Consider the following 23,084-nt stretch of genomic DNA (forward strand, 5'->3'; position numbering starts at 1 on the left):
CGAGCCTGGAGCTTAGAACTTGATCGCAGCGGAGACGGCCACGGAGCGGCCGGCGCCTGGGACGAAGTGGCCACCGCCCACGCGGTCGATGTACTCTTCATCAGCCAGGTTGTAGAAGTTCACGCGCAGCGAGACGTTCTCATTGACCTTGTAACCCACCATGGCGTCGAAGACCCAGTAGCTGGGGGCGATGCGCTGGTTGATGTTGTTGTTGAAGCGGTCATCCACGAACTGGGCGCCTGCACCGATCTGGAAGCCAGCGGGAAGGTCATACACCGTCCACAGGTTGAAGGAGTGCTTCGGCGTGTTGGACACGTCTTTGCCCACTTCTTCCGGGTTGAGGGAGGATTCGATCTCGCTGTCGAGGTAGGTGTACCCCGCGAAAATGCGCCAGTTGTCGGTGACGGTACCGGCAAAGCCCACTTCGAAGCCTTGAACCACCTGCTCGCCGCTCAGTTCAAACTCGGTCGGATCGGCCGGGTCTGCGGTGCGGGCGTTGGATTTCTCCGTGCGGAACAGGGCTGCGGTGAAGGAGAGCTTCTCGTCGAGGAGATCCCACTTGGTGCCGAGTTCATAGCTGCGGTTCTCTTCCGGATCGGTGTCGAACTGGTTGATGACGGCCGAGGCGGAGCTGCTCACAAGCAGTTCGGTAGCCGGGTTGAAGGAGGTGCCGTAGGCGAAGTACACGCTGCCATTGTCAGCGGGCTTGAACACGAGGGCGGCTCTCCAGCTGAGAAGGTTGTCTTCGCGGTTGAGGTCGGTGCTGGAACCATGGTCGTCCACGGAGGTGTAGTCCGTGTCGATGTAGTCATAGCGGAGACCGCCGTTGATTTCCCAGTGTTCGCCCAGCTCGACTTTGTCGAAGAGGTAAACAGCAGCGGAGAACACGTCAGCTTCCTGGCGGGCGCCGTTGTAGCGGATGGTGCCGGTGTAGGGGTCGAGGGCGTTCGGGTGGAACAGGTCCGTCTGGGGAGCTGCGTCCGCCACACGGGCTTTGTTTTCCGACTGCTCCCAGGAGAATTCCAATCCTGTCGTCAGCGTGTGCTTGAGGGCGCCGGTATCGAACTCAGCGATCAAGTTGGTCTGGTTGGAGAGGATGCCGTCTTCCTGGTCGCGGGACTGGAACTGGCGGTTCAGGATAGAACCGGTGCCAGCGAAGCGAGGAGCCGTGGTCACGGAGTCACGCGTGGTGAGACCGGCGCGGGTCACGTTGCGCAGCTTGAGGTCGGAGGAGAAGTCGTGCTCAAGGATCGCCGTGGCGATGTGGGTCACGATATCTTCGTAGTCGCGGTCAAGGATGCCGTAGAAGTTGCTGTAGGAGACCGGGGCCGCCTTGTTGTGGTACTTCGTGAGGCGGGGGTCAGTGACGGTGTCAGGAATCCAGGGGATACCGTAGTCCGGCACGTTGTGCTGCTCCAGATACAGGTAGTTCAGGGACAGACGGGTGTCTGTGCCCAGACCGAAGACGAGGGAGGCGGCAGCGCCCCAGCGCTCGTTTTCCACGTAGTCACGGCCAGGAAGGTCCTGGGTGTGGTACAAGCCGTTGATGCGGAGGGCGGAGCCGGTGGTCGGCGTAGGAGCGACGGGCTGGACGGCCTTGGCGCCTTTGCCACCGACGGTGCCTTGCACGCCGGGGTTGCCTTCGTTCACCCAGAGCGGCTGGTTGATGTCGATCGTGCTGCGGAACAGGTTGTCCGAGCCGCCGGTGAACTCACCGCTGTAGAAGGGGTCAAGCTTGGCCTGCTTCGTGGAGAGGTTGATGGAGCCACCCGTGGATCCACGGCCGGCATTGGTGGAGGACGGGCCTTTCACCACTTCCACCTGCTCGATGTTGAAGGGGTCGCGGGAATAACCGCCGAAGTCGCGCACGCCATCGATGAAGAGGTCCGTTTTGGCGTTGAAGCCACGGATGGACAGGTTGTCACCGGCAGGGCCGCCGCCGCCTTCACCCGCCTGGATGCTGATGCCGGGGACGTTGCGGAGCACGTCACGCAGGGACGTGGCACCCTGTTCCTTCATGAGTTCCTGAGGGATGACCGTGATGGTCTGGGGAACGTCGCGAAGAGGGCCGGTGTACTTCGGCGAAGACACTGCCTGGGGCTTGTAGAGCGGCACCTGAGCGCCGGAGACGACGACTTCAGGAAGCTGCTGGGTGCCGGTAGGAGCAGCTGCCGGAGCGGGAGCCGGGGCTGTCTGGGCCGTCAGAGAACTGGCGGTGGCGAGGAGCGTCGTGACCGCCACGCTTTCACGGGCGATGCGCTGACGCTTGGTCTTGGATGGGTTGCGTTGCTTCATTTATGTGCGGGACTTCCGCCGGTTGGCGCCGGACGGAACGGGTTGTTGTGAGAGAGCAAGAGAGATTATGACCGGCCTCTGAGGGGAGAAGGCGCGATTGGGTCTCAATTGCGGCGCAATCAAGACGCAGTCGCAACAAATAGTCAATCTCGTTTCTGTTCCGTTTGTCACCTTTTTAGCCCGCCCTTGGTCAATTAGTGTTCCCTGATTTGGCTTGGTGAATCCCCTGGTTTCTGCTTTGGTGTCGAGAAAATACCAATATGAAATTGACACAAATTCTGCCCTTCCAGCGACTCGCGTCGATTGCCGCCGTTTCGCTCGCGGTATCGATGGCCCCCAAACTGGTCGCTGGCGGGGGTGAAATCGACCTCGGCCCGCAGACTTCCTTGGATCTGGAGGCGGCGCAGTTTCGAGTTTGGTTCCCGGATGATGCCAAGACTTTGCGGGGAACGCTCTTCCTCATTCCCGGCAAAAACGGGGACGGTCGTGGTCTGGCGGGCGATGCGAACTGGCAGGCCTGGGCGACCAAGAACGGCTTTGCGTTGCTGGCCTGCAATCTGAAGGACGACGACCAGGAGGCAGGCTATCAGATGATGCCGGCCACCGTGGAACTCCTGGAGAAGGCATTGACGGAGGCGGCGAAGGTCGCACAGCATCCAGAGATCGCGACGGGGCCGCTTGCCTTTTGGGGGCACTCTGCAGGAGCGAATCTGAGCCGGGTCTTCACGGGCCTGCACTCCAAGCGGGTGGTGGTGATGGCGGTGACGAAAGCCACCGCAGGGGGGCCCTCTGAGGTGCGCGACGCTCTGGAAGTGCCGGTGCTCCTCACTACGGGGGCGAAGGAAAAGCCAGACTGGCGCAAGAGCAACCAGGACTCCTGGACCCAGGCGCGGAAAAGCGGAGCGGTCTGGGCCATCGGCGATCATCCCAATGAGGGCCACGAGGCGGGGAAAACGCTGGAGGCGATCCGGCCGTTCATGGACGATGCCATTGCGCTCCGTCTGGGGGCCGCATCTCCTGCCGCAGAAACTGGGCGCCCAGCGCTGGGGCAGCGTCCCACCCGAAGCACGGGCGGGAGCGGACCGAGCCTGACCAAGATCAAGGATCAAGATGGCTGGCTGGGGGATCTGGGGACCAAGGAGGTCGCGCCCTACAAGGACTTCAAAGGAAACAAGCGTATCGCCTGCTGGTTCCCGGGTGAAGCCAGTGCCAAAGCGTGGCAGAGCTATCTGAAGTGATCCAATGAAAAGCCCGTGACCGGTCACGCAGACCAGACACGGGCTTTAGGAACTTACTGTGGCAGAGCCGTGGCTCAGTTGGCCGGTTCCAGGCCGCTCTTCTCGCGGGTGCTCACCTGTTCGCCCACGGTTTGCTTCCGGCGCTTCGGAAACTTGCGCTTGTACCACATGAGGAAGCCGGTGATGGAAAGGATGCCGGGGGCGAGGCCACCGAGGCTCCAGAGGATCTTCACCGGCAGGCCGCCAAAGGTGCCGTAGTGCAAGGGGGTGAAGCTGTCCAGAAACTGGTCCCAGGCACCCGACTGGCTCACGTTGGTGAAGTCTTTGAGTTCACCTGACTGGGCATCAAAGGTGGCGACGCACCCATAGTTGCTGCGGAAGGGGCCATAGGACTCCAGCTTCCCGTAGGAAACAAGGTCGTCTTTCTCAGTCGTGGGCAGGGAGATATAACCCGGGATGTAGCCAGCGGCTTTGGCTTCTGCCTTGGCGATTAGCGCGTCGATGGAGGTGCCCGGAGCTTCGAAGGTCCGATGAATCGGCGGGTCCTCCTCGACGTGCTCCTCTTCCATCGCGTGATGCAGGATGTGGCTGATGTTCCACCACGCACCGGTGAAGCCCAGGATCAGATTGAAGCCCACGGTGGTGATGCCCACCATCTTGTGAGTGTCTGAGAAGAAGATGCGGGCGCTGCGGCCCCAGCGGAGCAGGAAGAGCGTCTTCCAGAAGCCGCGGTAGAGCCAGACCCCCGTGATGCCCAGCAGGAAAAGCAGCGCGGCAAACAGGCCCGCGATGAGAAGTCCCGCGTGGTCGGCGAACAAGGTGTAGTGCAGTTCGAGGAGCCACCCGGTCAGCGTCTTGCTGGACTCGGTCGGCGTTCCCCGGACTTCACCCGTGTACTGGTTCACCCGCACAAATCGCCACACGCTGGTGCCCTCCTGCACCACGTAGAACTGGTCTGCTTTGGTGGGGGAATCTGCCACCGACCACCCGGTGACCACGTATCCTGGAACGGCTTTGCGCACACTGCCCAGGAGTGTGTCGTAAGGGAGTCTGCCCGCTGGGGTGGGGCTTACGATCACTTCTGCGGGGGCGATGTTCCGGTCAATCTCCTCATTGAAAACAAGGATGCTGCCCGTCAGGCCGATGACGATGAGTCCCAGAGCGGCGATCAGGCCCATCCAGGAGTGAAGGTTGAAGAGGAAGCGCTTCATGGAATGCTAAAGGGCGTCTGGTTGCAGGGCTGCGAGAGGCAGGCGGGAGCGCCGATGTGGTGATGTGGGAGGGGTGAGGGTTGGAACGGAAGGGTTAGAGATATTGCGTCTAGGTCTCAAATGCAATAGGCAATTGCCTGCCGTTGCCGAGCCGCTGGGGAGGTGGTTGACGTTTCGGCTGAGCGGGTTATGAGCGGGCATGCTCCGGAGTATCCTCGCTTCCCTCGTGTTGGTGACCCCTCTTGTCGGTCAAGAGTCGACTCCCAAGGCTGAACGCCGGCCCTTTTTGCATCAGGAGCATGGGGAATCCCGCCCGGATGACTACTCCTGGCTGAAGAATCGGGATGATCCCGCAGTGCGGAAGTACCTGGAGGCGGAGAATGCGTACACCAGCGCTTACTTCCAGCCGCTCAAGCCTCTCTATTCCACCCTGCTCAAAGAGTTGCGGTCACGCGTGGTGGATGAGGATGTGGGCGTGCCCGTCCAGCGTGGTGCTTACCTGTACTACGAGAAATACGTGGCGGGCAGTGAGTACGAGACCTTGTGCCGGAAGAAGGCGGCAGGTGGTGTCGAGGAAATCATGTTGGACTTCAACCAGCGTGCCAAAGGTCACCCGGTGTTCCTCGGGGGAGGTGCGTCAGTCAGCCCGGATGACCGGCTGCTGGCCTGGAAGGAGAATCACGATGGGACGGACATGTACACCCTGCATTTCCTTGAACTCGCCACTGGCAAGCTGTTGCCAGACGAGATTGCGGGCACCGCCTTTCACATGGGGCCGGTGTGGGGCAACGACAACCGCACCCTCTTTTACACCACGCCGGATGAGGCCCAGAGATCCTACCGGGTCATGAGGCATGTGCTGGGCGGGAAGCCAGGGGACGACGTGATCGTATACCAGGAAACCGACCGGCAGTTCGATGTACGGGCGTTTCCCACCAAGGACCGCAAGTACCTCATGATTGAGAGCGGCAGCTCCAACACCACGGAGACGCGGGTGGTACCCCTGGATCGTCCGGAGGAGGCGGCCACCGTGTTGATTCCCCGGAAGCAGGGCATCCGGCACAATGTCGCTCATCGGGATGGCCGCTGGTACTCCGTGAGCAATCTGGGTGGCACGAACGGCTGCCTGCTCACTGCGGTCGATGCGGGTGGCAAGTTGGGCGAGTGGGAGGAATTCTGGCCCTACGAGGAAAAGCTGGCGTTGCAATGGGTGGATGCCTTTGCTTCGCACATTGTGGTGGGCGCCCGCAATGAAGGCGTGCCTGGCGTGTTCTTGTTGGACCCTGAAACCAAGGACAAGGTCAGGGAGCGTCGCTGGGTGCCTGCCCCGGTGGAGGGAGGCTCGTTCGATTCAGATGAGACTCCTGACTACCATGCCACCGCGCAGAGGGTGATGTACACCTCCTATGTCACGCCCTTCACGGTTGCCGATCTTAATCTTGCGGACGGCACCATGAAGATTCTGAAGCAGAAGAAAGTGCCTTCGGGCTTCGATTCCACCAAGTATGTGGTGGAGAAGGTGGAGGCCAAGGCTGCCGACAGTGTCGTTTTGCCTGTCTGGCTGGTGCGCCGGAAGGATCTGCCGCTGGATGGCAGTGCCGGGTTGGTGCTGGATGGCTACGGTTCCTACGGGTCTTGCAGTGATCCGTGGTTCGACGCCGGTGGGCTGAGCCTTTTGGATCGCGGTGTGACGTTGGCGACAGCGCAAGTGCGTGGCGGCGGCGAGTTCGGCCGGACTTGGTACGAAGCCGGCCGGGTGCTGAAGAAGGAGGTGACCTTCACGGACTACATCGCCTGCGCGAAGCGCCTGGTGGAGCTCAAGTACACTTCTCCCTCAGGGCTGTGCGCCTATGGCGCCAGTGCCGGGGGACTGATCATGGGTTATGTCCTGAATCAAGCGCCTGAACTCTTCCGGGCTGTGGTGGCCGATGTGCCGTTTGTGGATGCGCTCAACACCCAGTTCGATCCCACCATCCCGCTCGTGACCGGCGAGTATGAAGAGTGGGGCAATCCGGAGGACCGTGCGGTGTTTGATGTCATGCGGCGCTATGTGCCGTATGAGAATGTCAAACCTCAGACCTATCCCTCACTCTACGTGACCACTGGCTGGAATGACCCCCGCGTGGCCTACTGGGAGCCTGCCAAGTGGGTGGCCAAGATCCGTGCCGTGCATCAAGGAAAGAACCCCGTGCTGCTGGAAACCAACTTCGACGCCGGCCACGGCGGTGCCACCGGCCGCTACGCCCAGTTGGAGGATGTGGCGCGGCGGTATGCGTTCATCCTGCGAGAACTGGGAAAAGAAAATTAGGAATGATGAATTAGGAATTATGAATGAGCCATGACTCCCCGGTCACGTGGGCGTGAATCGGCGGCATCGGACAGCTCATTCATAATTCCTCATTCCTAGTTCGTAATTTCCTAGTCCACCGCGATGCTTACGATGGCCGACAGTCCGGGCCGGACTTGCTGGCTGATGCCGGAGAGGGAGGCGGGATCGAAAGTGATCTTCACTGGCACACGCTGGACGACCTTGGTGAAGTTGCCTGAGGCGTTGTCAGGAGGAAGCAGAGCGAACTGGGCTCCGCTGGCGGGGGCAAAGCTGTCGATGTGCCCGGTGAGGACGTGCCCGGGGAGGGCGTCCACGGTGACTTCCACAGCCTGGCCGGGGTGAAGGTGGGAGAGTTGGGTCTCTTTGAAGTTGGCCTGGATCCACACCTCCTGGTCCACCACGGCAAAGAGGGCCTGGCCCGGTTGGACACGATTGCCCACTTCCACATTCTTACGGCTGATGATGCCGTCGGAAGGTGCGGTGATCGTGGTGTAGGAAAGCTGCAGCTCGGTGAAGCTCAGGGCGTACTCAGCAGCGCGGACCTGGGCTTTGGCGGCGTCACGCTCAGCTTCGGTCGCTTTCTTCTTGGCGGCGATGCTGGCGATGTAGGCCTGGGCAGCCTCAAGCGAGGCATGAGTGGCCTCCAACCCCGCCGTGGCTGTGGCCAGCGTGGTCTTCGCGGTATCGTAGTCCGCCTGGGAGATGGCGGAGAGTTGGTCCCTGGTCTTCAAGGTCTCGGCGCGTTCGAAATCGAGCCTGGCTTTGGCCACCGTCGCTTCATCTCGCGAGACATTGGCCCTGGCCAGTTTGATGCCGGCGCGTACCAGATCATCCTGGGAGGTGGCATCGGAGACTCTCGCTTCCGCCTGGGCCAGTTGGGACTGGGCCTGTTGCAGGGCCACGCGAGCCTTGTCACACTCCAGGGCGAGATCGCGGGTGTCGAGCTTGATGATGGGCTGTCCCGCCATTACCTGGGTGTTCTCCTGCACGAGGATCTGATCCACCACGCCTGCCAGGCGGGAGCTAAGGGTGTGGATGGAGCCGGTGACATAGGCGTCATCCGTCTCCTCATGAGTGAGCATGTGATAGATCACCCTGCCGGAGGCGAGCAAGGCGACCGGCAAGACGATCCCCAGCATGAGCATTCTTATGATGCGGGGCCGGGTTCGCGGTGCAACGGAGGCCGGAGTCGCGGCATCGTCTTTGGTTGGGACAACGGCAGTCTGGGTGCTCATGTGGTGGGGATTGAGGAAAGAGATGGGAAGCAGGCAGTCGGACTAGTGGGCGTCCACCGGGGCTTGTTTGCCGCCTTTGCCGAGGAGCAGCAGAAGTGGCAGGGTGAGAATGAAGGCGAGTGCGACGTAGCGGAAGATGTCGGCGTAGCTGAGCACACCTGCCTGGGCCTGGAGGGTGCCTTTTACCACGGCCAATGCTTGCTGCTGGGCATTGACCACGCTGGAGGCATGCGTCTGGAATCCGGCCGTGAGCATCTCCAGCCGCTCTTGTGTGGCCTGGTTGAAGAGGCTGACTTTTTCTGCGAGGATGCTTTCATGAAGCGCCTGGCGACGGGCCAGCACCGTGGTGATGAGCGCGATGCCGATGCTGCCTCCCAACTGGCGGGTGAGATTGTAGAATCCAGCGCTGGCTGCAATGTCCCGCGTGGGGACGGGGCCTAGCGTGGCCAGGCTTAGTGGCAGAAACATCAACACACTGCTTCCTCCGCGCAGCACCAGCGGCCAGAAGAGTTCACTGGCTCCCGACTGGGTGGTGATGTGGGAAAGTTGAAACGCCACCAGGGCAGTGAGCATGCCTCCCATGGCGACCAGCGCGCGGGGATCCACAAACTTCGTGACCCGGGCCAGCATGATCATGACCACGGCTGAAGTGATCGCACCGGGGCCGAGGAGATTGCCCGTCTGCATGGCATTGAAGTGAAGGTAGTTCTGCGCGAACACCGGCACGGCGAAGATCACACCATAGAGGCCCGCTCCGAGCACCATGGAGTAGAGGCTGCCTGCTGCGACAGACCTGTGGCGCAGTACCCGAAGATCCACCACGGGATGGCTCACCGTGAGTTGCCGCCAGACAAAGAGCGCCGCGGCCACCACGCTGGTCACCGCCAGGGCACTGATGAACCGGGAGGCAAACCAGTCATCCTGCTGGCCTTCCTCCAGCAGGGTCTGCAAACTGCCCAGACCAACGGTGAGCAGAATGATGCCCAGCCAGTCCACGCCTTCTCCGGTCTTTTTTTGGGAGGGGTCGTCCTTGGGCAGGAAGGTGATGGCGAGGATCACGGAAACAATCCCAACGGGCAGGTTGATGAAGAAGATCCACCGCCAGCCGAGGGTGTCGGTCAGGTAGCCTCCCAGGATAGGGCCGATCGCAGGGCCCGTGATGACCCCAAGACCAAACACCGCCTGAGCCAGACTGCGCCGTTCCGGTGGGAACGACTCAAAAATCACTGACTGGGCATTGGCCAGGAGCACTCCGCCGCCCAGCCCCTGCAGAATGCGGGCCGCGACGAGCATGGGCAGTGAAGTCGCCAGGCCGCAAAGCATGGAGGAGGCGATGAAGAGAACGAGGGAAAAGAGGAAATAAGTCTTCCGGCCAAACCTCCGCCCCAGCCAGGCGGTGAGAGGAATGATGATGACGTTCGCCACGGAGTAGCCTGTGACCACCCAGCTGATTTCAGAGAGGGTGGCTCCGAGGTTCCCCTGCATATGGGTGAGGGCCACATTCACGATGCTGACATCGATCACCTCCAGGATGGCTCCGAGCGAGGCGGTGATGAGCACGGCCCAGGGCAGCCACCCCTGGCGGGCGGCGAGGGCGGCAAGGGGCGAAAGCCGGGACGGGTCGGTGACGATCATGAACGGCGTCGGGGACGGTCGGGGGTGACCGGCGTGATGCCGGAGACAAAGATCTCCACACTGGTGTCCAGATAGGTGGAGGCAGGGTACTCCGTGATGCCGTGCGAGGTGCGTCGCAGCATGCCTGCCAGGAGCATGCCGGTGAACATGTCCACCGCTGCAGACAGATTGAGATCCGCACGAATGCGCCCCTCATCGCAGGCTTGTTTGAGGTAGTCGATGAATCCCTCCCGGGCCGGGCGGATCGAGTTCTGGATGATCTCCTTCGCGTGGGCTGGCTGGCGGCGGGCCTCGCCGATGAGGGTGCGGATCATGGCCTCCCCCTTTTCCAGGGCAGTGTTGAGTGCCTTGGCGTGGGCTCGCAGGTCCTTGCGCAAATCAGTCGTCCAGGACGTGCGTGCTGCCATCATGTTCTGCTGGGTCAGGCATTCGTTCTTGAGAACCTCTGCCAGCAGCCGCTCTTTGGTCTCGAAGAGGCGGAAAAGCGTGACCTCGTTCACCCCAGCCTCCTGGGCAATGCCACGGGTGGTGGCGGCTTGCAATCCGTCCCGCGCAAAGACTACCGCAGCCGCGCGCAGGAGCTTCTCCCGGGCAGGAATGGTGGTGCGTCTGGACGTTTTGATCGCAGTCGGCATGTCAAAAAGGAGTGCAAGTGGTTGCTTGCATTTTTGTCATGATGTCGCGCTTAGTGAGGGGCTCAAATGAAGAAACGTTTAGGCGGGGAGTGATTCCGCTTTCTGGGGCAGGAAGGCTTCCCGATCTGGCGGTTGGGGGTTTCCGGCGGGCGCTCTATGCCGAAGGCATTTCGCAAGGTAACCAGGGACTGGGCGAGGCTAACGAGCTCTGTCCCTGGAAAGTGTGGAAAGAGAATTGCACCCTGAAGGGGTGCCAGAATGCCACGCTCTTGAGTGCGACCTTTCTATCTCGCACGCTCCCAATCTTCGGCGATCATCGGCGGTTGTGCTCAAAGCACAAACCGCCGCTCCTTGTGTGAGGCAGGCGTGCATTGCGCGATGATCGATAGAATCCAGCCCTATCACCTTGCTTGCGCGTTCTCATGGGCCATGCCGAAGGCATTTCGCAAGGTAACCAGGGACTGGGCGAAGGTAACGAGCTCTGTCCCTGGAAAGTGCGGAAAGAGATTTGCACCCTGAAGGGGTGCCAGCAAGGTGGCAGTCTCTTCGATTCCTCAGTCCAAAAACCGGTCTTCGAACCGAACTCCAGCCTTCACCAACATTTGGGCCAGTTCCTCTCTGAATGACCGGGTACGATGGTGATCTTCCTGTTGGGCGATATACTTCAACACAGCTTCCCGAGAGGTTGCACTGATTGAAAAAGCCGCATATCCCTCCTGCCAGGAGAAGTCGCGCATGGTAATTTCCTGGTGAACCCAAATCGACGATGCCTTTTTGAGGTCTCGCATGAACGAGAGGCAATGTGTTGCCTTCAGGCCCACGAGAAGGTGTACATGATCAGAGACGCCACCAATACCTGCAGGAATGCCACCGAGTCCGTGCACTGTGCCACCCAGATATTCATGGAGGCGGGAAATCCATACGTTTGAAATGAAAGGTTCTCGGTTCTTGGTGCTGAAGACCAAGTGGTAGTGCAACGACGTAAAGGTGCCGGGCATGGTGGTTGATTTGATCGAGAAACCACCTTGCTGGCATCCCTTCAGGATGCAAATATTTCTCTGCCTTCCAGGGGCATGGGTTCGTAGAACTCACCCGGTCCCTGGCTACCCTCTGTGATGCCCTCGGCATGGCCTCCGAATATGCTCGGGGGGGAGCTTGGTCGCAATCGCGCGGCCAACCAAACGCTATCTCGCCCTACCCAACAAGCGAGGTTTTGCGCCTTGCGTACCACCACCGAAGATGAGCGGATGGGCTCGCTATCGATTGAAGGCCAGCGAGTGAGTTGGCATTTTCTGGCACCCCTTCAGGGTGCAAATTTCTCTCGCGCTTCCCAGTGGCGGGGCTCGCTGAACTCGCCCAGCCACTGGCTACCTTGTGGAATGCCTTCGGCATGCTGAATTCAAATGAAGAGGCTAGATGCAGTGCATGGCTCCAGCGCGTGTCGCGGCTTGACGATTCAGGTTGGCGAGCCCATCGCTCTCAACGAGGTGCTATGCTCTGTTCTTGCTGAAGAATTCAGTCCGCTCCTCGTTGCGCTTATACTGCAGGCATCGTGAGCATGAGGCAATGAAGCGGGATGGGAAAACCTCCCAACGGCTGCTCTATGCCGAAGGCATCCCAGAAGGTAGCCAGGGACCGGGCGAGTTTGACGAGCCCTGTCCCTGGCTAGATCGAAAAGTTTTGCATCCTGAAGGGATGCTAGAGATGTACCATTCGCCATTGTTTCATGACTTGTCTTTCCTTGCCGCCGTCGTCGGCATCAGCCAGTGGGGTGTGGCTGACCATCCCAGGAAAACTCGAGGGTCACCCGTCGCCGGGCCATCGTGAGGATTGGAATTCAGTCTGCCGCCTTCCACTACGTGCTTAAATCCGGCGGCAACCGGATGAAAACGCGTTTGAAACTCGTCGCTCTGCTGTTTCATCGTCTCATCCATCCATAAGGAAAAAGACTTCAACTGATCACGGGGTGTCAATGCGAGATAGAACAGCATCTGTCGCCAGGCGTAAGCGGTGTTCTTCAGCATGATGAGTCCGGCATGATGATGAGAGATCTTCATCTGCTGCCGCTGACAGATCCAGGTGAAGCTCTGCCTCGCAAGCTGCGGGAGTTTTTCAACCAACACATCCATCAAGTCCAGGCGGCTAAAGAGTACGGCAAGATTCTGCGTGGTGAGGATCTGTTGCTGCTCAATGACCACGCCATTTGCCGCCACGGAGTGCGACGCGGAGGAGTTGCCCGCCCCCCTCGCGTAGCACAAGCTGGCAAACGTCCCGTCATTTGTGACCGCGTTTCTTCTCAGCCATCTGCTCATGAGAGAAGGTTTGGCATCGGAAATCGACAAGACTGCGGCGTAGTCAATATCGTAGTAAGCTTCATAGAGCGTGCCTTTCAGCAGGAAGGCTGCAATCTTGGCTGCCTGGAGATACTTGTGAGTGAAGTCACCCATGAAGATGTCCGCGGCGACTTCTTCCACCAGCGGCAGGTCCAGGCCTGCGGTCTTGGCGAGGGCCGAGAATTCTTTGAGGAGCTTGTTGGGAAGGATGGTGTGAGGAAAGAACGAGATGGTAAGCGCGGCCAGCTCCCGCATGGGCTGATTGCGCGCTGACGGCTCTGAAGACGAGCAGGTACGGTTTGACCCGAGGCTCGCTGCCCAGGGGAGCTCATCGAGTTGAACTTGATGTTGAAAATTGAGAAGGAGCAGCGAACGGCGTTTCCGGAACGCCCGGTAGAGGCGGGAATACAGTCGCCGCAATGACGGCGAGGTCATTTCTGCAGCCTGAAGCTCTGCTGTGAAACGCGGAAGATACTCCGCCAGCATGTCTGCAGAACTGATCAATCCCTGCTGTACGAAGGAATCCAGCGTATTGATTTCGCACCTTGCCAGCCGGCGCTGGACCGGAACCGGGATTTCGGTTCCGGGAGGAACGTCATGTTGTGATGCTTCCGCCGGGGTGGCTGGAAGCTTGAGCGAAGAGATGTCTTCCATCCCGTCGTCGGTCGCGTAAGGACCCAGCCGCCCGGCCACAATTTTTGCCAGATCGTGGTACAATGGAGCGCTGACATCGAGCATCTGGCGCTCACGCTGTAGTCGGACAGTTTCTGAGTTCGGCAGTCCATGCTTCGTCACATAACGCTTGAGTAGCAGGCGGAGCCGTCCTACCTCCCTTCCAGTGAGCTGTTCCGGGACCGTGCTACTACGTTCGAGGAAATGACGGGCCTGGGCGAACGACCCTCCAGCGTCCTCCGGACGGCCGCAAAGAGTGTGATTCAGTCTCAGGGCGGAGTAGGATTGCAGCAGGTGGCGGACACGATCGGTCCATCCGGCCGGGTAGTGACGGCAGGGCCAGTCTTCCACCACAGTCTCTTGTAACAGCCCCATCATTTGGTCATAGAACGGTGCCCAGACCTGAACCGCCTCCCGTTGGGCGAGGATGGCACGGTGAGGGCGGACCGCCAGCAGCTTGGTGATGGTACTCTTGACATCCTGAAAGCTGAACTCCACCGCGGAACGGGAAGGGATGGGAGCGGGCTCTGGGTAGAAACGCAACTGGTCGAACCAGGGGGCGATTTCCTCGAGGATGGCATGGGCTGCATGACCCTGGTTGTTCCCAGTCAACCATGCCACAGTGAGGAGGGCGGCCTCCTCCGGATGGCGAACGTGGTAGGCGCCGGAGTCCAGCCATTCTTGAAGCTGGCCCCATCCGGCCTCCGTGAGGAACCAATGGTTCAGCGCCAGTCTTCCGCTGCCGTGGAGAGCTTCCGGGATGTTCGCAAGCAACGCATTTTCGTGCTCCAGCAGCGGCCCTCCCGCACAGAGTCCGCCGGTGGCGAAACCTCCAGTGACAACTTCCAGCGTCGCCCAGACTGGAGTGCCTTGCAGGGGGGCTCTGGAGCCATGGAGAAGGCTTGCGTCCAACTTGCCGCGTAGCACCTGCTCCCACTTCGCCACACGCCGTGCTGCCTGGGTATGCGCGGTTTCATCGGAGCTGGCATCAAGGGCTTTCAGCGCTTTGGCGAGCTGCCAAGCAGCGTAACCATCGCCAACGGACTCGCTATCTGACTCTGAAAGGGGGTTCGGGGGCATCACTAGGAATGAAGGGTCCGGGGGCCGGATTTGAACCAGCGCCCACCCGGTAACAAGCCGGGCGTTCTACCACTGAACTACCCCGGAGCAAGGTCGTGACTGCCAATGTGACAGTCAGAAGACGGTGCCATTTTCCCGACAGGGTGTCGAGTCGAATTTTCACCATCACCGCGCCGCACCTTGGGCCACGGGTGCTCCCTGCGCACTTCCCGAATACGGCTCCACATGCACCACCACATCCAGAATGTGGCATTCGGAGTCCACCAGGGTGCGTTGCACTTCATGACCAATGCGATGCCCTTCGGCGACGGACAGAGTGCCTTCCACCTGCACATGAATGTCCATGAGATAGCCCAGGCCGGACTTTTTCATGCGAAGCTTTTCGATCATCTCCACACCGGGTACAGAAGAGGCGATGGCACGGGCTTCGTCCTGCAACTCCTGCGGAGGTACGCCGTCCATGGTTTCATGGAGTGCGGTCTTGAGAAGCATGAAGCCGTTTACCCAAATGATGCTGCATCCAACGAGCGCGGCGATATCATCCGCCATCTCATAACCATCGCCTCCGATGAGGGAGATGGTGATGCCGATCACGGCTGCTGCCGAGGTGATGGCATCGGCCCGGTGATGCCAGGCATCACCGTGCAAGGCGGTGCTGCCAGCCAGCTTGCTCTTCTTCAGAGCATAGCGGGACATGGACTCCTTGACGATGATCACCAGGATCAATACGGGGAGGGTGAACCATGCAGGGGACGTGTGGCGGTGGAAGATGTTGTGGATGCTCTCCCAGGCGATCACGCCGCCAGCCGAGAGGAGCGACAGGGCAGAAAACAACCCGGCGAGTTGCTCGGCGCGACCATGGCCGTAGGGGTGGTCGGCATCGGGGGGGATCTGGGCCACCTTCAGACCGATGAGGACCATGATGGAGGAGATGATGTCGTTGACCGACTCAATCCCGTCCGCCACCAGTGCATAGGAGTGCCCGACTACACCAGTGGTGATCTTCACCGCCGCCAGGGTGGCGTTGGTGAGGATGCTTCTGACCACCGTACGGATGGCAATGCGGTGCTGGGTCAGTTGTTTGGGGACGGAAGCCATGGGCGCAGCAGAGGGAAGAGCACCATGGTCTGCGGGTGCATCAAGTCAACGAAGCCAGCGCCGTGCGAATGGCTTATTCTTCCATCAGCTTGAGCATCAGACGGCGCACCACCTGCCGCTGGGTCATGTTGCCTTCGCGTTCGAAGGCCTCGTCCAGATTGCGCAGCACGCGGGCGACAACGGTCTCCACAGTGGCGGATTCGTGAACAATCTCCTCCATGGAGGGGTTGGCGGCCGGATGGTGCTTGGCGACATCCTCGGCCAGCATGAAGCGGCCCCGATTGAAGCAATCTACCAGCCAGGTTTGACCGTCGTGCTCCACCCGGGCCAGGAAGTGGCCGGGGAAGTTGCAGCCTTCGACCTTGATGCCGAGGCGTTTGCCCACCAGGATGTAGATACAGGAGAGGGAAAGGGGATTGCCCTGCCCGTTGGCCAACACCCAGAGCAGGTTGCTGTTGTTGGCGGCGTAGTAGTCCTTGCTGTTGCCGCGGAGACAGGCTTCCTGACCGCGACCACCGAAGAGATATTCGGCCAGCTTGCGGGCATCGTAGGCATTGCCCTTTTTCACCGCCTGCTCAGCAAGGGAGTCGAGCTTGCGCCCCAATTCATCAGCACGTGCCTGCCAGCCGCTCAAGAAAGCGGAGAGGTGCGCCAGGGCCTCCTCAAGACGAGCCTGAGGTGTGGAGAGCCAGCGCCAGGACAACCAGGTGTCCTCCAGCTCTTCCCGGCAGACCGGGGCGAAGATCTCGCTCAGCAACCGCTCCTGCTCTTCATCCAGCGGCTCGCCCAAAGCGAGGAGCTGTTCGGGCAGCTCCCGCCGAAGCGAGGCCAGCCGCGTGCGCACTGCCTCCCGGACGACAGGGGTGTCGTCATCCAGCAGCTTGAGCAAATGGCGCAGGTCGGTTTTTGCGGTCTGCATAGTCAAGAATTAGCAAATCGTGGAAGGCATAGCAAGCGGGAAGCTTGAGCCTGAGGGGCATGCGAGTGTCAGGGCGTTACAGGAGAGACATGGCATCCACATCCCAGGTGACAATGACGTCCTCAGGAAAAGTCAGTTCGGAAAGGGTACGCTGGAGATGGGCGACCAGAGGCCGGATCTTCTCCGTCCGGAGCATAAGTTGGAACCGGTACTGACCGTGGGCCTTTTCTAGAGGGCTGGGGCAGGGCTCACCCATGCGTGTGTCAGCGGGCAGATTTTGCTTGAGTCGTCCGGCGAGGGTCTGCAGGGCGAATTCCGCGTGGTTGGCCTGCTTGCCGCGGGATCCGATCAAGACCACATGGGTGTAGGGGGGGTAGTGCCACTGTTGGCGTTGCTCCAGTTCCTGCTCAGTGAATCCGACATAGTCCCCATGACGGGCGAACTGCACTGCGGGACTGTGCGGGGTGCTGGTCTGGATGTAAACCTCCCCCTTGCGTTCGCCACGGCCGGCGCGACCCGCCACCTGGGTGAGCAGCTGGAAGGTACGCTCCGCCGCACGAAAATCCGGCATGCTCAGGGCGAGGTCGGCATTGAGCACGCCCACGAGGGTGACATTGGGGAAGTCGAGCCCCTTGGCGATCATCTGGGTGCCGATGAGGATGTCCAGCTTCTGGCTGCGAAAGGCCCGCAGCGTATCGCGGAGCTGGTTCTTGCGCTGCATAGTGTCTGTGTCCACGCGGGCGAGCCGGGCTTGAGGAAATACCGTGCGGATGGTTTCCTCGGCGCGCTCCGTACCATAGCCGGTGTAGCTTAGCTTGGCTTCACCACAGGCTTCGCATTTGCGGGGGGCGAGCCGTCGCATGCCGCAGATGTGGCAGACCAGCCGGCCTTCCTTCTTGTGGAAGGTGAAGGGCACGGCACAGTCTTCGCACTGGCAGACCACCCCGCACTCCATGCAGGAGAGGGCAGTGTGAAAGCCGCGGCGGTTCAGGAAAAGAATGGTCTGCTCTCCCTTGTCCAGGCGGCCCTGGATGGCGAGACGCAGCTTCTCGCTCAGGATGCTGAAGCCGTCCTTGGTCTTCCGCTTTTCCAGACGCATGTCCACAATGCGGATCAGAGGCAACTCCTTGCCATCAGTCCGGCGGATCATGCTCAGCAGGTCATACTTGCCGTTCCGGGCGTTTTCAAAGGTCTCAAGACAGGGAGTGGCGCTGCCGAGCAGGACGACACAGTTTTCCATCTTTCCGCGAACCACGGCGAGGTCCCTTGCGTTGTAGCGGGGCGCTTCCTCCTGCTTGTAGCTGGGCTCATGCTCCTCATCCACGATGATGATGCCAAGGTTCTCCAGCGGGGCGAAGATCGCGCTGCGGGCACCGATGACGATGTCGGCGCGCCCCTCGTGGATCTTGAACCATTCGTCATGTCGCTCGCCGTCCGAGAGGTGGCTGTGGAGCACCGCGATGCGCTGTTTTCTCTCTGCGAACCGGCATTTGAAGCGCTCGATCGTCTGGGGGGTGAGGCTGATTTCCGGGACCAAAACCAGCGCGGTTTTGCTCTTCTCCAACACTCTTCCGATGGCCTGGAGATACACCTCCGTCTTGCCGCTGCCGGTCACCCCGTGCAACAGGATGGGGCGCGCTTCCAAAGGCTGTTCCAATGCTTTGAGCACACCGGCAAAGACAACTGCCTGCTCTTCGGTGAGCGTGAGTGGGGCAGAGGGAAGGAACTCCTCTTCTTGAAACGGATCGCGCTCCACCCGGACTTCGCTGCGGGTGACGAGGCCTTTGTTGACCAGGACATGGATTACTTGAGTGGCGCGGGGCAGTTGCTTACGCAGGTAGCTCAGTGTGGATTCGTTGCCATTCGCCTGGAGCAGGTCGATGATTCGGGCCTGCACGGGGGCTGCCTTGTGAAGCTTGGCTATTTCGTCCGCGGAGGGTTTCCCCACCAGGGTGATATGGCTGTCAGAGAGGAAGCTCTCTGGTTTGCTCCGCACGGCCTCGGGCAGCATGGTGCGCAGAATCTGCCGCACTGGGCACAGGTAATAAGTGGCCATCCAGTTGGCCATCTTGAGAAGCGGCCCGGTGAACATGGGCCGGGAGGTGATGGTGTCCGAAATGGGGCGCAGTTTGCCGCCAAATGGGGAGGAATCGAGCAATTGCACCACCACGGCCACCGCCTTGCGCCCCTGAAGGGGGATGTGGACCCTCGATCCCAAGCTGACCCGATGGGCGAGAGCTTCAGGGATCAAGTAGTCCAGTTCCAGCGCGGTCTCTTCGAGCAGCACGCGCGCAACGCCGCGAGAAGGCGGGGCCACCTTCTCTGGTCCCGACCCCGCAAGCTCTGCGAACAACTGAGGTTGTTCGTTGCGTGGAGAGCTGGCGGATTCGTTCATGCGGGGAGGGAGCATCATGCCTCGCTGGGGGTGGGCCGCAAGCGGGATGGTTGAGACGGCTTCGCCTAGTTGAGACGCTGCGCTGGTTGAGAGGCTCATCGGTTCCACACGCGAGCGCCCTGACGCCACGGGCGTCATACAAAATAGCCCAGGGTCGGGCGAGGTACGAGCCGCCACCCTGGGTACATGGGCAGATGAACTGGAACTCCGAAGTGAGTTCTACAAACCGTGGCCGCGTCCCTGAGTTGTCCGTCGTATGCAGAGCGGTCGTCTGCAGGTGATCTCGCCGCTCCTTGGATCCTTTGGCGTCACGACCTTGAATCGGCGAATGGGCGCATCAGGATCTTAACCTGACAACCCTGCGCATTGCGGGATGGTTAAGGCGCAACGCCCGCTCCTTGGTCAGTTCCATCAGACTCTCAACCCGACACAAAAAAGCCCCCCGGCTTGCACCGGGGGGCTGGATAACTCCAAAGGAGTTGGAAGCGTTTTCTCTGGGTCAGGCTTCGATTAGAAGCTGACGCTGAGGCTCACGCCGCCGTAGACGCGGTCTTCTTCACCAAGGTCATCGAGGGCGTCGATCGGAATGTTGCCAGCGATGTAGGGGGTGAGGGTAGCGGTCTTCGTCAGCTTGATCGGAGCGGCCAGGCTAACTTTGATGTGGTTGAAGCCGTCCACGCCGTAGTAGTCGATGGCGTAGGACACGAGCGCCGCAGGAACGAGGCTGATGCGATCGGTGATGGCGATGTTCTTGGAAACGCCAGCTTCGAAGTAGAAGCCATCAGCGGATTCGTCGTAGTAAGCGCCGCCAATCACGTCGACAGGGCCGACGGTGGAGGAGATGAGCACGCCGACTTCGTTGATGTCGTCGAGCACGTCGCCAGCGTCACCTTCGAAGAGGTAATACTGGTACTTCAGACCCACGGTCACCGGGCCGAGGTCGGCCAGAAGGGCGGCGTAGAGGTCGAGTTCATGGTAGGAGTCACCGGTGCCGACATAGGAGTCGTCAGCGGAGGTGCCGAACCAGGCGCCCACGTTCAGGGAGAGAACGTCGGTGAAGGGGATGTTGCCGTCCACAGCGACCGTCACAAGGTTCTGGGCGAAACGCACACCACGATAGACGTAGTCGGTGTCATAGCCAGCGGTCAGGGAGAAACCAAGGGAGGTGTCTTCCTCGACGATCGGGGGCTGAACCTGGGCGGGAGCTTTGGCGGGAGCGCCGGCGTAAGCCGAGGCTGCGAACGCCGCGCTCAATGCAGGGATGAGCAAGGTATTCAATTTCATGCAGTTTGTTGTGTTTGGTTGTTGTTTGGGCATCCGAATCGCATCAACATCCCGCAACGCTGTGATGAGCAGTGGTGTGGGAAATTGCTGTATTTGGATGCCCGAAATTAGCAGTAAACTCTGGGCTGTGAAGTGTTTTTGTGTTTTTTTTGCCCAAGATTGAACACTCTTTGGCCCACACAATGTGCCTACTTACCGGTTGATATTGAGAAGGTAAGGGCGGTATTGAGAATTTCCCTCGATAGACGGGGAAATTTTGCCCGACTAGAAAGCTCGTGTTGCGAGCTGCAGTCCTGAGGGGCTGACTTTGCGAAGCTTCCTTCCGCAATTCATTTCGTGCGCTGTTGAGGCAAGCGCTGGCGGGCGGGAGAGGGAAAATGGCAGCCCGATTTGAGAAGGGATGATCCCTGAAGCCCCTTCATGCTCCTGGCGGGCTGAAGGGGGCGATGCTGATCTGCGACCTTGTTGGATGAAGGTCCGTTACTCGCTCAAAGGGGAATTAGGCGAGATCTGAGGACAGGACGGAGTTGGCCTGGCGCTTGGCCAAGGCTTTTGCCTGGGCTACGACCCGGACCTCCGTCTCATCGAATTTGTAGGCGTGGCAACTGGGGCACGCCGTGGTTCTCACCGTCACGATGGAGCCGCAGCCTTCGCACACTTTGTAGTCCAACGGCTGCTCCATGATTTTTTGAGCCTGCTTCAGACGCTCACGATGGGATTCGCTTGGGGAACTCATGGGTTGTGCTGAGTATTACGTTACCTGCGACGTCAAGGCACTAAAGATTGCATGCGAGCCAAAAAAAAGGCGCGGCATGCACCGCGCCTTTTGCAAACAAAAGATGTGCCAGCGACTCCCGGAGATTACTTGGCAGCGCCAACCTTGGCAAGCTGGGCGGCAACGCGACTCTTCAGACGGGAAGCGGTGTTCTTGTGAAGCACCTTGGTCTTGGCGGCCTTGTCGGCAGCGGAGGCGAACTCATTGTACGCGGTCTGGGCTGCGGTCGCGTCACCTTTGGCCACGGCTCCAAGCACCTTCTTACGCAGGGTACGGATCCGGCTTTTGTTCGCCTGATTGCGCAGTGTGCGGGTCTGCGTTCTGCGGATGTCTTTCTCTGAAGAGCGGATGTTGGCCATAGGGAGCTAAAATGAAGGGGGAAGTGTTTAGTTCGTGCCTGAACAATTGTCAAGCACGCGATCCAAGTTTTTGGCGGGAAGAATCACTTGTACCCGCTGATCATGGCGCAGATGGTCGCCTTTTCCTTGCCGCCGGAGCGGCGGATGGCCACCATGAAGACGCCCGTGCGCTTGGGGGTGACGTGCAGGGTCACGCCCCAGCCGCCCTCAGAGGCCTCCACCTTGGATTCGACGGGGTTGCCCTCCGCGTCCAGGACATGGGCGGCGATCTGGACACCACTTTTCGGCGGGACGGCCACGCACACCCGGTATTCGTTGCCCTTAAAGAGCTGGATGCGTACCGCCTTGCCCAGATCGGGCTTCAACTCCCTTTGCCAGATGTCTGCCCGGAAATCGAATCCGAGTTTCTCCTGTTGCTCTGCGAGTTTTATTATGGCGGCCTCGGAGTCATCTGCCTCATCGGCCCTGGTTTCGCCACCGGCGAACAGGGTCAAGACGGCAACCACCAAGGTGGCTGCCTTGAAAAACTCCATCACCGATGACCGGCCTGCTGCGGGCAGGCGCTTTGTAAAGATAGCATTCGCGCTCATGAAAAACAGGGCTAGTATCCGCCGCTTTCCGCAAAGTATAGAGAATATGCTCTGGATTGCATCCGATTGTTCAAACGAAAACGCCTCTCACCCCAACATTGACCTTATAGCACCACCATGGCGCGGATAGTTTTCACCCTGGAAGACGGCACGGAAATTGAAATCGAGCTTGATGCAGAAGTCATCACGATCGGCCGTCACGCCGACAGCATCGTGGTGCTGCCGAGTTCTTCAGTGTCCAGTCACCACGCGACCATCCGGCAGCGCGGGGACAGTTACTACGTGCAGGATTTGGGTACGACCAATGGCACCCGCCTGAATGGTGTGGAGGTGGAAGAGGCCCGTTTGGAGGACGGAGATCAGCTGACGTTCGGCGACATTCCTGCCGTGGTGCACCTTTCTGTGGCCCCGATCACCCGTGGCGTGCCCACGGCCCCGGTACCCATCCCGGTCCCCTGGCTGCCACCGCCCCGGTGGCGTCCAAGTACGCCACGAGCCGCTCGGTGCCGATCGCACCCGGCCCACGTCGCTCAGCGCGCCCGGTCCAGCAATATGAGGAATCCTCCGGTTGCGCAGGCTTTTTGACCTTCCTGCTGTTTCTGATCCTCGCGTTTGTCGTGGGCTTGCACGTCCGGCACGGGGTGGAAACCGGTGGTTTCTTGATTGGCGATGTCATCAAGAAGGTGCGCGACAAGGCCAGTGACGGAGTGGAGAAAGATGCCGCTCCCGCCACCAAGGAGGAGGGGAAAGCTCCTGCGGCTCCTACGCCAGCTCCAGTTCCGGCCCCTGATGCCAGCGCTCCAGCCAAGCCGGCCCCTGCACCCGCCGCGCCTTCCATGATGAATGGAGACGCCCCCATGTCCAACATGGCCCCCGCCATGAGTGGAGAGGGTGCCATGTCCGAAATGGCCCCCAAGCCTGCTGCTCCGCCCGCGGCTCCGGCCATGATGGAGATGAATTAGGACTCGAGTGAGCTGAGGATCTTGAAAGCTGGGGCGATG

Annotated in this window: 18 protein-coding genes and 1 tRNA gene; 4 read left to right on the forward strand and 15 right to left on the reverse strand. The window is 60.3% G+C overall.

The features are described from left to right. Positions 1 to 12 precede the first annotated feature (12 nt). Positions 13 to 2,295, reverse strand: coding sequence for a TonB-dependent siderophore receptor (locus BV034_RS07485; protein ID WP_050025677.1), 2,283 nt, complete (start codon positions 2,293 to 2,295; stop codon positions 13 to 15). A gap of 260 nt (positions 2,296 to 2,555) precedes the next feature. Here BV034_RS07485 and BV034_RS07490 point away from each other — a divergent pair, with 260 nt between their 5' ends. Further along, positions 2,556 to 3,533 carry a hypothetical protein gene (locus BV034_RS07490; protein WP_265592747.1) on the forward strand — a complete coding sequence of 326 codons (978 nt, stop codon included), beginning with the start codon at positions 2,556 to 2,558 and terminating at the stop codon, positions 3,531 to 3,533. A 74-nt stretch (positions 3,534 to 3,607) separates the two neighbouring features. Here BV034_RS07490 and BV034_RS07495 read toward each other — a convergent pair whose 3' ends face one another. Further along, the gene (locus tag BV034_RS07495; protein WP_050025680.1) at positions 3,608 to 4,744 is read right to left on the reverse strand and encodes a PepSY-associated TM helix domain-containing protein; all 1,137 of its coding nucleotides are present in this window, start codon (positions 4,742 to 4,744) and stop codon (positions 3,608 to 3,610) included. Positions 4,745 to 4,943: 199 nt separating this feature from the next. Here BV034_RS07495 and BV034_RS07500 point away from each other — a divergent pair, with 199 nt between their 5' ends. Continuing rightward, on the forward strand, positions 4,944 to 7,052 hold the full coding sequence (locus BV034_RS07500) for a S9 family peptidase (RefSeq protein ID WP_050025681.1): 2,109 nt from the start codon (positions 4,944 to 4,946) through the stop codon (positions 7,050 to 7,052). A gap of 110 nt (positions 7,053 to 7,162) precedes the next feature. On the opposite strand, the gene BV034_RS07505 is transcribed toward BV034_RS07500, so the two are convergent. The 13 genes from BV034_RS07505 to BV034_RS07565 form a co-directional block, all read right to left on the reverse strand. Continuing rightward, entirely contained in the window at positions 7,163 to 8,308 is a 1,146-nt protein-coding gene (locus BV034_RS07505) for an HlyD family secretion protein (protein ID WP_050025683.1), read from the reverse strand. Between the two features lie 42 nt (positions 8,309 to 8,350). Continuing rightward, complete coding sequence (locus BV034_RS07510; RefSeq protein WP_050025685.1) at positions 8,351 to 9,943, reverse strand: DHA2 family efflux MFS transporter permease subunit; 1,593 nt, start codon at positions 9,941 to 9,943, stop codon at positions 8,351 to 8,353. After that, the gene (locus BV034_RS07515; RefSeq protein WP_050025687.1) at positions 9,940 to 10,578 is read right to left on the reverse strand and encodes a TetR/AcrR family transcriptional regulator; all 639 of its coding nucleotides are present in this window, start codon (positions 10,576 to 10,578) and stop codon (positions 9,940 to 9,942) included. Before BV034_RS07515 ends, BV034_RS07510 begins: the two co-directional genes overlap by 4 nt. Positions 10,579 to 11,132: 554 nt before the next feature. Next, positions 11,133 to 11,576 carry an IS200/IS605 family transposase gene (gene tnpA / locus BV034_RS07520; RefSeq protein WP_050025689.1) on the reverse strand — a complete coding sequence of 148 codons (444 nt, stop codon included), beginning with the start codon at positions 11,574 to 11,576 and terminating at the stop codon, positions 11,133 to 11,135. A gap of 726 nt (positions 11,577 to 12,302) precedes the next feature. Continuing rightward, a complete protein-coding gene (locus tag BV034_RS07525; protein ID WP_050025691.1) occupies positions 12,303 to 14,663 on the reverse strand; it encodes a hypothetical protein in 2,361 nt (786 codons plus the stop codon). A 15-nt stretch (positions 14,664 to 14,678) separates the two neighbouring features. Beyond that, a tRNA-Thr gene (locus BV034_RS07530) sits at positions 14,679 to 14,750 on the reverse strand. 78 nt (positions 14,751 to 14,828) lie between these two features. Next, entirely contained in the window at positions 14,829 to 15,761 is a 933-nt protein-coding gene (locus tag BV034_RS07535) for a cation diffusion facilitator family transporter (RefSeq protein ID WP_050025692.1), read from the reverse strand. Between the two features lie 73 nt (positions 15,762 to 15,834). Next, entirely contained in the window at positions 15,835 to 16,680 is an 846-nt protein-coding gene (locus BV034_RS07540; protein WP_050025694.1) for a transglutaminase-like domain-containing protein, read from the reverse strand. 76 nt (positions 16,681 to 16,756) lie between these two features. Further along, positions 16,757 to 19,075, reverse strand: a complete 2,319-nt coding sequence (gene priA / locus BV034_RS07545; RefSeq protein ID WP_265592748.1) for a primosomal protein N' — start codon at positions 19,073 to 19,075, stop codon at positions 16,757 to 16,759. Between the two features lie 510 nt (positions 19,076 to 19,585). Then, the gene (locus tag BV034_RS07550; protein WP_009964377.1) at positions 19,586 to 20,359 is read right to left on the reverse strand and encodes a TorF family putative porin; all 774 of its coding nucleotides are present in this window, start codon (positions 20,357 to 20,359) and stop codon (positions 19,586 to 19,588) included. 499 nt (positions 20,360 to 20,858) lie between these two features. Beyond that, entirely contained in the window at positions 20,859 to 21,095 is a 237-nt protein-coding gene (locus BV034_RS07555) for a hypothetical protein (protein WP_009964376.1), read from the reverse strand. Between the two features lie 125 nt (positions 21,096 to 21,220). Beyond that, the gene (rpsT, locus tag BV034_RS07560; RefSeq protein WP_009964375.1) at positions 21,221 to 21,493 is read right to left on the reverse strand and encodes a 30S ribosomal protein S20; all 273 of its coding nucleotides are present in this window, start codon (positions 21,491 to 21,493) and stop codon (positions 21,221 to 21,223) included. 83 nt (positions 21,494 to 21,576) lie between these two features. After that, positions 21,577 to 22,083, reverse strand: coding sequence for a hypothetical protein (locus BV034_RS07565; protein ID WP_265592749.1), 507 nt, complete (start codon positions 22,081 to 22,083; stop codon positions 21,577 to 21,579). Between the two features lie 117 nt (positions 22,084 to 22,200). Here BV034_RS07565 and BV034_RS07570 point away from each other — a divergent pair, with 117 nt between their 5' ends. Both BV034_RS07570 and BV034_RS07575 read left to right on the forward strand, forming a co-directional pair. Beyond that, positions 22,201 to 22,668, forward strand: a complete 468-nt coding sequence (locus tag BV034_RS07570; RefSeq protein WP_050025699.1) for an FHA domain-containing protein — start codon at positions 22,201 to 22,203, stop codon at positions 22,666 to 22,668. After that, positions 22,665 to 23,045 carry a hypothetical protein gene (locus tag BV034_RS07575; protein ID WP_050025701.1) on the forward strand — a complete coding sequence of 127 codons (381 nt, stop codon included), beginning with the start codon at positions 22,665 to 22,667 and terminating at the stop codon, positions 23,043 to 23,045. Before BV034_RS07570 ends, BV034_RS07575 begins: the two co-directional genes overlap by 4 nt. Positions 23,046 to 23,084: the final 39 nt, after the last annotated feature.

It is taken from the genome of Verrucomicrobium sp. BvORR034 (assembly GCF_000739635.1).
Taxonomy (GTDB): domain Bacteria; phylum Verrucomicrobiota; class Verrucomicrobiia; order Verrucomicrobiales; family Verrucomicrobiaceae; genus Verrucomicrobium.